Below are 8581 nucleotides of genomic sequence, written 5' to 3' on the forward strand. Positions count from 1 at the left end.
GCCCCTGACCAGGGCAGAAGTGAGGCGCCTGACCAGCGCGTAAGAACGACAAAGCCCGCACAAGGCGGGCTTTGAAGGACTGGGGTACCACCCCAATCGGATGTTGCCAGGGGACCAACCCTAGCAACAGGACCCAGCATGACGAATCACGTGGGAATTAGCGAGGACCAACTCGCCAATAGGAGTGAATGTACCATGACCAAGCGCATTTTTTCCAGGGCCGCGAAACGTGCAGACCAGATTGTAACTGCCATCGCTGACCGCCTTAACGGCAACGCCGCCCGCCGCCGAGCCATCAAGCAGCGCCTGCACCTGGCCATGATGGCCACCGAGCAGCACCACATCGTCGCCGCCCGCGCAGCCCAGAAGCGCACCGCCGGCATCACCAAGCACAGCGCCCTCCTCCACTGGCGGGCCGAGTTCCACCGCAACGCCATCTGACCCGGGTCTGGCGCTTCCCTCATAGCGCCGTAGCCAAAGCCTCTTTCTCAAGCACCGCAAGGATGCTTTGGCTTCGCTCACGCCAAATTCGGCTGGGCCTGCTCTTTAACAACCTGGAACCGGCTCACAACCACGAATCCCGATGCCGGTAGGGATGCGCCGATACCCCGTTCAATCCGGAAGGCGGTGCGTGAACGTGAACGCTGGCCACTGGCAACAGTGGCCAGCCCAAAGTTGTTTGGATAGACACCTTTGAGCTGAATCGCGTTTTTCTTGTTAAGTATTTGACAGCATTGGATTCGATAGGAAATCTACTGTTTTGACTCAAAGCGGTAGGCTATATGAAATTGAAACTTATTCTGGCGACTATTGGATTGGCAGCGTCCGCAATGGCGCACAGTGCGCCAGCGGGATGGATTCAACGTGACGATTGCGGTTTTGTCATGGCTCCATATGTCTACAGTGATGGCGTGGCAACGATGAACCTAACTCCAGCTGGAGATTTATGGCTCGCCTTGCCGGGGAAGGTTTCCTCAGTTAAGGATCGCCAATCCACTGAGATGCTGAAAGACAAAGTACTGACAATCAACGGTTCGAAATTGAAGGCCGGGGCTCAGTATTACCCAGATTCAGATTTGGTGTTGATTGCCCCATACACACCAGAAGGAGTGCAAGAGTTTCGCTCCCAACTCCAACGTGGAGGGCAAGTTACCATCAAGTACAACCACACCATCATCAATGCCAAATTCCCTCCATTATCCGATGGAGAACAATCCATAGCCAATTGCAAGAAACCGATTTAATCCAGACACTTGAATTACTGAAACCCCAGCCTTCGTGCTGGGGTTTTTGTTTTTAACCACCACAGGACCCAGACCATGAAGCAACTGACCGAAGCCCAGGTGATGGGCTTTCGCGGCGCGATGGTGCCACCCACCCGCCGCAAGTACCACGTAGACGCCGCCCCATCCGCCGAACAGGCCAGGATGGCCCGCAACAAAGCCTCTGCCCGCCGCGCCATCGAGGAGTATCACGAACGGCGCACCCTGCGACTGGAAATGGAGATGTAGCCATGACCAACGAAACCACCCTGCTTGCCCTGCTGGAGAGCCGCGAGGCCGAGGCCAACGCCAAGGCCGAGTGGATCGCCGAGTGGGCCGCGACAAACCGCCCCCTGCTATTGGCCGGGATGCTTGAAACCGACCCGGCCACCCTGCTCGCCGAGGTGAATGCCGACCAGCACCGCCACTACAACCAGGCTATCTGGCTGCTGATGCACGAAGGCCGGCAAGCGCCACTGACGCAGTTCATTGACCAGGTGGTCGATGCCGGGCTGGCAGAGCTCGCCCAGGCCGCCTGGCGTAGTCACCTCGCCGCCCTGCACGACGCCATGAGCGACCAGCAATGGGAGCAGTACCAACACAGGAGCGCAGCATGAGTTTCGATATCCACGGCAACCCGCTTCGGCATGGCCACTGCGAAGTTCACCCTCACGTCCACGAGGTGTATCCCTGCTCGGTATGTCTGGCTGAAAAGCAGCGAAACCAATCCCTGCGCCCTAGCGCTGATTACGACCCGCTGCTTGAAATTGCAGTCCTCACCAATCAGTGCGATGAGTTGCTGGCGGAGTTGAAGGAGGTTCACCGCATCGCATCAGGCAGCAACATGACCCACAACATGATGGTCATTCGTGACCGCTGTGCAGACGCCATCGCCAAGTTCAAGGTCAAAGGAGATGCCACATGAACGCCTTCGCCGACACGTCCGCCACACACCCGCTGGGCCGGGTGTTCGGCCTCTCCAACGAGGAGTACCACGCTGGCCCCGGGGTCAGCAAAAGCCAGCTCGACCAGATCGCCGAAAGCCCGGCCACCTACATCTGGGCCAAAAACGCCCCGCTCGATGAGGAGAAGCTCAAGGCCTTTGACATGGGCAGCGCCATCCACTGTCTGCTGCTCGAACCGGACGAGTTCAAAGACCGCTTCATCATCGCCCCGCCGTTCAACCGCCGCACCAACGCCGGCAAGGAGGCAGAGGCAGAGTTCCTGGCCAACTGCGCCGAGCTCGGCAAGACGGTTATGGATGCCGAAGAGGGCCGCAAGCTCTACCTGATGCGCGACAGCGTGATGGCCCACCCGGACGCTCGCTGGTTGCTGGAACAAGAGGGGCACAGTGAGGCCTCCTTCTACTGGATTGACCCCCAGACCGAGGAGCTGTGCCGGGTCCGCCCCGACCGCCACCTGAGCAATCACCCCGTCATCATTGACGTGAAGTCGGTGGACGACATGAGTCGCTTAGAGCGCCACGTCGAGGAGTTCCGCTACCACGTTCAGGACGCCATGTACTCCGAAGGCTTCCACCGGGTGATGGGCGAGCAGCCGGAATTCGTGTTTCTGGCTGTCAGCACCAGCGTGAACTGTGGCCGCTACCCGGTGCGGGTGCGGCCCCTCCCCGACGACTGGAAGGATACGGGCAAGGACCTGTTCCGCCGCGACCTCCAGCGCTTCCACGACTGCCGGGTCAACAACGACTGGCACGACTTCAAACCCCTCCAGCGCCCAGCCTGGGCGACAAGGAAAGCAGCATGAACCAAGCCGTTTCAAACCCATTTGGCGCGACAAGTCAGCGCCAAGAGCAGGGGCTGGTAGCCGTAGAGCAGCAGCGAGCCATCCAAGAGGTGCAAGCAGCCATGGTGATCGCCAAGAAATTCCCCCGCAACCCCGTCGAGGCTACAGACCGCATACTGCAAGCCTGCTCCCGCCCCACCCTCGCAGAGGGTGCACTCTATAGCTACAGCAAAGGAGGGGCCGATGTGACAGGGCCCAGCATCCGGCTGGCAGAGGCGCTCGCTCAGGCGTGGGGAAATATGCAGTTTGGCATCCGCGAGCTGGAGCAGCGCAAGGGTGAGTCCATCGTCGAGGCGTTTGCCTGGGATGTAGAGACCAACACCAAGCAGGTGAAGATCTTTACCGTCCCCCACATTCGCCACACCAGTCGCGGCCAGAAACGTCTGGAAGACCCCCGCGATATATACGAACTGGTTGCGAACAATGGTGCTCGCCGCTTGCGCGCTTGCATTCTAGGGGTGATTCCGGGTGATGTGATAGAGGTTGCTCAACGACAATGTGAGGTCACCCTGAACACTCACGCCGACACAAGCCCTGAATCCATCAAACGCATGCTGGATATTTTCAATGTCGAATTCGGCGTCACCTCCGAGCAGGTCCAAGCCTACCTTGGTCGCAGGGCTGATGCCATGCTGCCCGCTCAATACGTTCAGATGCGCAAGATTTACGCCTCACTGCGTGATGGAATGAGCAAACCAGGTGACTGGTTCAAATCGAAAGAGGAGGAGAGCCAGCCAGAGAAAAGTCGTGCTCTGGATGCCATGCGTGGGCAAAACACCCCACCTGTCACCATGGAGGAAAGGCCAGCATCAGATGCGACGACAGAGCCTCACGCTCCTTCCGAGATTGACCACTCAAGCGCCTACGCCGACCACTGTGCCGCCATAGAGGGATCCAGCGATACCGCCGAGTGGCAGCAGGCCTACACCACCGCCTGGACCTGGGCCAACGAAACCGGCGACCAGAACATCATTGCCGGTATCAAGCAGATCGCCGGCGAGCGCAAGAAGCAGCTCAGTACCGGGCACAGCGCCCAGCAATAACCAACAAGGCCCGCACGCTGCGGGCCTTTTCAATCCCAAGGACCCGCCATGACCGAACAAGCCAAGACCGACACCGCCCAGACCCATCTGGTTGTCATCGAACCCACTACCGCCGTCGCCCTGTTCACCGAGGGCCAGGGTGTGGCTGAACTGCTGGCCGACATCCGCCAGAAGGCAACCAGCCTGGTGCCCGACACCACCACCGCCAAGGGGCGCAAAGAGATCGCCAGCATCGCCCACGCAGTCGCCCGCACCAAGACCTACCTGGACGGGCTCGGCAAAGAGCAAACGGACAAGTTCAAGGAGATCCCCAAGCGCATCGACGCCAATCGCAAACAGATCCGCGACACCCTGGACGCCCTGAAAGACGAGGTGCGCGCCCCGCTCACCCAGTTCGAAGCGGCAGAGGAGGCCCGGGTGGCAGCACTGCAATCCAGACTGGCCCGCCTCAATGAACTGGGATCCTCTGCCAGCATCGAGATCGCCGCCGCCGACCTGCAGGTCATGCTGAATGAGGTCGAGCAGAACGCCCTGGACGACACCTGGCAAGAGCTGCTGCCCCAGGCGACCGTCGCCAAGGAGCTCGCAGCCAAGCGCCTCGGCGAGGCCCTGGCTGCCCGCCTGAAGTACGAAGCCGAGCAGGCCGAGCTGGAGCAACTGCGCCAAAAGCAGGCAGAACAGGATCGCATCGACCGCGAGCGCCTGATAGCCGAGCAGGCGGCGGAGCAAGCTCGCCGAGAGGAAGAGAATCGCCAGCGCCTGGAGCGTGAAGCCGCCCAGCACCGCGAGCAGGAGGCCCAACACCAAGCCCAGGTGGCACAGCAGGCTGCAGAGCAGGCCCGGCGTGATTCCGAAGCCGCCGAGCTGGCCCGCCAGCAGGCCGAAGCCAACGCTGCACGCCAGGCGGAAGAGGCCGCCGCTCGCGCTGCTGAGCAAGAGCGTCAGCGCATCGCCGACGAGCAGCGCCAGAAAGCCGCAGAGGATGCTGCGCGCGCCGCCGATATGGAGCACCGCCGCACCATCGACAACGCCATCCTGATGGACCTGATGGGCCTGGGGATCGATGAGGGGAAAGCCATCAACCTCATCAAGCACATCGCCAGCAACAAGATCGACCACCTGACCATCAACTACTGATCACCCGCCCCGCCGCCAACGGGGCTTTTGCACTCCCAGAGGACCAACCATGACCACGCTGAACCCCAGCGAGGCGACCAGTCTCGCCCTGAACACCCTCACCAGCCAGATCCGCAACATCCTGCTGATGCCGGACGGCCCGGCCAAGGCCGCCATCGGCAGCTTCGAAACCCTGCTCACCGCCAACCTGACCATGATCAGCGAGGCCGCCAACGCCCACATCGATGAGTTCAATGGGCTCATCGACCAACTGGAAGCCCGGGATGGCGAGCTGCTCACCCAGGCGTCCCTGGTCAGCGAGTTGCGCCAGCAGGTTGCCGAAGCCGAGCAGCGCATTACTACCGCACGACAAGAAGGCGCCACCGGGTTGGAAGCCAAGGCCGACGAGCTCTACAAGGCCCAGCGCGCCCTGAACGACGTCCAGACCAAATACAGCGCCCTGCAATACAGCGCCCGCCAGCTCGAACGCCAACTGGCCGACCTCAACGCCATGGATCCGGCAGGCATGAAACGCCGCATCAAGGAGAAGAACGAGCTGCTTGAGGAGCAACGCACCGCCATCGCCAAGCACAAGAGCAACGAGGCCGCCTACCGCGCTGAAGTGTTGAAGCTGGAGCGTCGCGTCCAGGAACTGCTGGGCGCCATCAACGAGCAGGATCGCGAGATGGAGCGCCGTCACACCGTCATCATGGAGCTGGAGAGCGCCCGTGCCGCCAAACTGGTCTGGCACAAACACCTCGCCAACACCTACAAGGGTGAGGATGGCATGCTCTGGAACGTCTACCTGGTGGATCACGGTCTGAAATCCAACCTCCCCTACCTCATCAACGACCTCAACTGGAAGCTGCACGCCATGAAATCCGATGGCTCCGGATGCTCGGTCATGCTGAGCCAGTGGATGAACCCCATCTACCCGACGCCCTATGGTGCCGGGGCCCCGGACGAAATGACCCGGGACATCTTCGCCTTCATGCAGGAGGCCCTGGAGCAGAGTCACCCCCACCTGCAGCCCCGTACCGAATGGGCCAAGACGGTCAGCATCCATGAATGCGGCCTGCCGCCGCGCACCATCAAGCCGCTGGAGGAGGCCGGGATCGACACCCTCTACAAGGTGATGAGCCACCAGGGGAACAAGCTGGACAAGGTGAAGGGGATCGGCGAGAAGCTGGTCGGCCAGATCGTCTACGCCTGCGAGCTCAAGGTGAAGCTGTGGGAGGAGCAGTTTGCAGCCAACCAGCAGGCTGAACAGCACAAGGAGGCGGCATGAGCACCCAGCAAGCGAAAAATGATTTTCTGCGCGACACCTCTGAACACACCATGAAGGTGCATCGTGATGATGGCCTTTACCGTCACCTTGAGTTTTCTAACCGTGGCAGCTCTGTCTACCGCTTCGACCTGGTTACATGGCCTGGCCACCTCACGGTCTGCGGCGACATGGGGACATGGACATTCAGCCGAACCGCCGACATGTTCGAGTTCTTCGGTGGCAACTTCGAGAAGGGCGTCAATCCGGGGTACTGGGGCGAAAAACTCCAGATGGGAGCTTCTGGCCGCGGCGATGAAATCTGCATGGAGTTTGACGAGGAATCCTTCAAGTCTGGGCTGCAGGAGTGGATAGCGGAGCTGCAACAAGATTGTGAAGAAGATGGCAAGGACTGCTCAGGCATTATCAGCGCGGTCAATGAAATCTGCGAAGAGAGCTACAGCCACGAGTTTCAGGCCTGCCAGGCTATCCACGATTCAGACCTGCCAAGCCAATATGAGTTGATGGAGGGGCTGACGATGAAGCGATACAGCCACCACTACCTGTGGATCCTGCACGCTATCGTCTGGGGGATTCAGCAGTACAACGCCAGCAAGGAGACCGCCAATGGCTGACTACCGCGGCTCCACCACTCCAGAAGCCACCCGCGACATGACCCAGACACCGCTCTGGCTGTTCCGGGCGCTGGATCTGGAATTCAACTTCGCCCTTGATGCCGCCGCACTGCCGGAAACGGCGCTCTGCGAGAAGTACCTGACGCCGGATATCGACGCCCTGAGCGTGGACTGGGGCGACTTTATCAGCCCGTCAGTGCGCTCGCCTTGGGCATGGCTCAACCCGCCCTACTCCGATATCGGACCGTGGGTGGAAAAAGCCATCGAGCAGCAGGGGCACGGCATCGGCACCGTCATGCTGGTCCCCCAGGACACCAGCACAGAATGGTACCCCGGTGAGCGCGCCAGCGAGGTCCGCCACATCACTGGTTACCACGATGAGAACGGCAAGTGGCGCAACGGCCGGGTGAGCTTCATCAACAAGGCAACCGGCGAAGAGATGAAGGGAAACCCCAAGGGCTCCATGCTCCTCATCTTCGCACCCAACTGGCGCGGCGAATGCCGGATCCGCGATGTCAGCAAGCTCACCCTGCTGCTTGCCGGAGCAGAGCCCATCAGCGCTGCCGCCTGATACCCCCAACCCATCCACCGCTGGCCACACAGAAACGGTGGATAAGTCGAGGACCCCCATGAAAGCCACGGAAAACCCCTACTGCGGTGCAGTAGTCATCGGGTTGGGCGTCGTCATGCCCGATCCCAAGCAGCCCGGCAAGTTCATCCTGCCCGGCGGCATCACCTGCGACAGGCAAACCGCCGAGGCCGCAGCCAAGAAGATCCACGACCTGCAGGCCAAGAAAGCCCGCAACTAACCGACCAAAGGACCCAGACCATGTGGTTTAAAAACCTTCAAGTTTACCGTTTCAGCCGCCAGTTCGAGTTGACCGCCGAACAGCTGGAAACCCAACTGGAGGCGTGCGCCTTCACCCCCTGCGGCAGCCAGGACCTCTCCCGTTTCGGCTGGACCCGCCCTCTCGGCAAGTTCGGCCGAACCCTGACCCATGCCGCCAACGGCCAGATCCTGCTGTGCGCCCGCCGCGAGGACAAGATCCTGCCGACCGCCGTCATCAAGGAAGCGCTGGCAGAGAAGGTGGAGGCCATCGAGTACGAGCAGGGCCGCGCCCTCAAGAAGAAAGAGAAGGAAGCGCTCAAGGAGGAGCTGCTGCACACCCTGCTGCCCCGGGCGTTCAGCCGTACCGCCAACACCTTCGCCTGGATCAACCCGGCCGACGGCCTGCTTATGGTCGATGCCTCCTCCGCCAAGAAGGCGGACGATGTGCTGGCTCTGCTTCGCAAGTCCATTGGCAGCCTGCCGGTGGTGCCGGTGGCGCTCAAGAACCCACCCGAGATCACCATGACCGCATGGCTGCAAGAGGGAAATCTGCCAGCAGCTTTCACCCTGGAGGATGAATCCGAGCTGCGCAGCGCCATGGAGCACGGCGGGATCGCCCGCTTCAA

The 8581-nt window shown here is 61.0% G+C and carries 13 protein-coding genes; all 13 read left to right on the forward strand.

Going from position 1 to position 8581, the window contains the following annotated elements:
• The first annotated feature begins 195 nt into the window (after nucleotides 1–195).
• The gene (locus AB5Y80_RS17665) at nucleotides 196–441 is read left to right on the forward strand and encodes a hypothetical protein (RefSeq protein ID WP_106887162.1); all 246 of its coding nucleotides are present in this window, start codon (nucleotides 196–198) and stop codon (nucleotides 439–441) included.
• A 341-nt stretch (nucleotides 442–782) separates the two neighbouring features.
• Nucleotides 783–1244, forward strand: coding sequence for a hypothetical protein (locus AB5Y80_RS17670; RefSeq protein ID WP_201894783.1), 462 nt, complete (start codon nucleotides 783–785; stop codon nucleotides 1242–1244).
• A 75-nt stretch (nucleotides 1245–1319) separates the two neighbouring features.
• Complete coding sequence (locus AB5Y80_RS17675; RefSeq protein ID WP_319908860.1) at nucleotides 1320–1511, forward strand: PA3496 family putative envelope integrity protein; 192 nt, start codon at nucleotides 1320–1322, stop codon at nucleotides 1509–1511.
• Between the two features lie 2 nt (nucleotides 1512–1513).
• Nucleotides 1514–1879: a hypothetical protein gene (locus tag AB5Y80_RS17680; protein ID WP_368173282.1), complete on the forward strand. Its 366-nt coding sequence runs from the start codon at nucleotides 1514–1516 to the stop codon at nucleotides 1877–1879.
• The gene (locus AB5Y80_RS17685) at nucleotides 1876–2187 is read left to right on the forward strand and encodes a hypothetical protein (protein WP_368173283.1); all 312 of its coding nucleotides are present in this window, start codon (nucleotides 1876–1878) and stop codon (nucleotides 2185–2187) included. The genes AB5Y80_RS17680 and AB5Y80_RS17685 overlap by 4 nt, the downstream gene beginning before the upstream one ends.
• Nucleotides 2184–3029, forward strand: coding sequence for a PD-(D/E)XK nuclease-like domain-containing protein (locus tag AB5Y80_RS17690; protein WP_368173284.1), 846 nt, complete (start codon nucleotides 2184–2186; stop codon nucleotides 3027–3029). The genes AB5Y80_RS17685 and AB5Y80_RS17690 overlap by 4 nt, the downstream gene beginning before the upstream one ends.
• The gene (locus AB5Y80_RS17695) at nucleotides 3026–4111 is read left to right on the forward strand and encodes a hypothetical protein (protein WP_201894787.1); all 1086 of its coding nucleotides are present in this window, start codon (nucleotides 3026–3028) and stop codon (nucleotides 4109–4111) included. Before AB5Y80_RS17690 ends, AB5Y80_RS17695 begins: the two co-directional genes overlap by 4 nt.
• A gap of 48 nt (nucleotides 4112–4159) precedes the next feature.
• Nucleotides 4160–5248, forward strand: a complete 1089-nt coding sequence (locus AB5Y80_RS17700) for a hypothetical protein (protein ID WP_368173285.1) — start codon at nucleotides 4160–4162, stop codon at nucleotides 5246–5248.
• 49 nt (nucleotides 5249–5297) lie between these two features.
• The gene (locus AB5Y80_RS17705; RefSeq protein ID WP_368173286.1) at nucleotides 5298–6515 is read left to right on the forward strand and encodes a hypothetical protein; all 1218 of its coding nucleotides are present in this window, start codon (nucleotides 5298–5300) and stop codon (nucleotides 6513–6515) included.
• Complete coding sequence (locus AB5Y80_RS17710) at nucleotides 6512–7126, forward strand: hypothetical protein (RefSeq protein ID WP_368173287.1); 615 nt, start codon at nucleotides 6512–6514, stop codon at nucleotides 7124–7126. Before AB5Y80_RS17705 ends, AB5Y80_RS17710 begins: the two co-directional genes overlap by 4 nt.
• Nucleotides 7119–7697, forward strand: a complete 579-nt coding sequence (locus AB5Y80_RS17715; RefSeq protein WP_368173288.1) for a phage N-6-adenine-methyltransferase — start codon at nucleotides 7119–7121, stop codon at nucleotides 7695–7697. Before AB5Y80_RS17710 ends, AB5Y80_RS17715 begins: the two co-directional genes overlap by 8 nt.
• 58 nt (nucleotides 7698–7755) lie before the next feature.
• A complete protein-coding gene (locus AB5Y80_RS17720; RefSeq protein ID WP_109422291.1) occupies nucleotides 7756–7935 on the forward strand; it encodes a hypothetical protein in 180 nt (59 codons plus the stop codon).
• 20 nt (nucleotides 7936–7955) lie between these two features.
• Nucleotides 7956–8581: recombination-associated protein RdgC (locus AB5Y80_RS17725; RefSeq protein WP_368173289.1), on the forward strand; the 626-nt coding region annotated here is incomplete at its 3' end.

Origin of the sequence: Aeromonas sp. R2-1 (assembly GCF_040908425.1) — a bacterium.
Classification (GTDB): domain Bacteria; phylum Pseudomonadota; class Gammaproteobacteria; order Enterobacterales; family Aeromonadaceae; genus Aeromonas; species Aeromonas caviae.

Bases quoted from the DNA above. Each gene is read 5' to 3' on its own strand.
- AB5Y80_RS17665 (WP_106887162.1), top strand. From the start codon at position 196: ATGACCAAGCGCATTTTTTCCAGGGCCGCGAAACGTGCAGACCAGATT.
- AB5Y80_RS17670 (WP_201894783.1), top strand. From the start codon at position 783: ATGAAATTGAAACTTATTCTGGCGACTATTGGATTGGCAGCGTCCGCA.
- AB5Y80_RS17675 (WP_319908860.1), top strand. From the start codon at position 1,320: ATGAAGCAACTGACCGAAGCCCAGGTGATGGGCTTTCGCGGCGCGATG.
- AB5Y80_RS17680 (WP_368173282.1), top strand. From the start codon at position 1,514: ATGACCAACGAAACCACCCTGCTTGCCCTGCTGGAGAGCCGCGAGGCC.
- AB5Y80_RS17685 (WP_368173283.1), top strand. From the start codon at position 1,876: ATGAGTTTCGATATCCACGGCAACCCGCTTCGGCATGGCCACTGCGAA.
- AB5Y80_RS17690 (WP_368173284.1), top strand. From the start codon at position 2,184: ATGAACGCCTTCGCCGACACGTCCGCCACACACCCGCTGGGCCGGGTG.
- AB5Y80_RS17695 (WP_201894787.1), top strand. From the start codon at position 3,026: ATGAACCAAGCCGTTTCAAACCCATTTGGCGCGACAAGTCAGCGCCAA.
- AB5Y80_RS17700 (WP_368173285.1), top strand. From the start codon at position 4,160: ATGACCGAACAAGCCAAGACCGACACCGCCCAGACCCATCTGGTTGTC.
- AB5Y80_RS17705 (WP_368173286.1), top strand. From the start codon at position 5,298: ATGACCACGCTGAACCCCAGCGAGGCGACCAGTCTCGCCCTGAACACC.
- AB5Y80_RS17710 (WP_368173287.1), top strand. From the start codon at position 6,512: ATGAGCACCCAGCAAGCGAAAAATGATTTTCTGCGCGACACCTCTGAA.
- AB5Y80_RS17715 (WP_368173288.1), top strand. From the start codon at position 7,119: ATGGCTGACTACCGCGGCTCCACCACTCCAGAAGCCACCCGCGACATG.
- AB5Y80_RS17720 (WP_109422291.1), top strand. From the start codon at position 7,756: ATGAAAGCCACGGAAAACCCCTACTGCGGTGCAGTAGTCATCGGGTTG.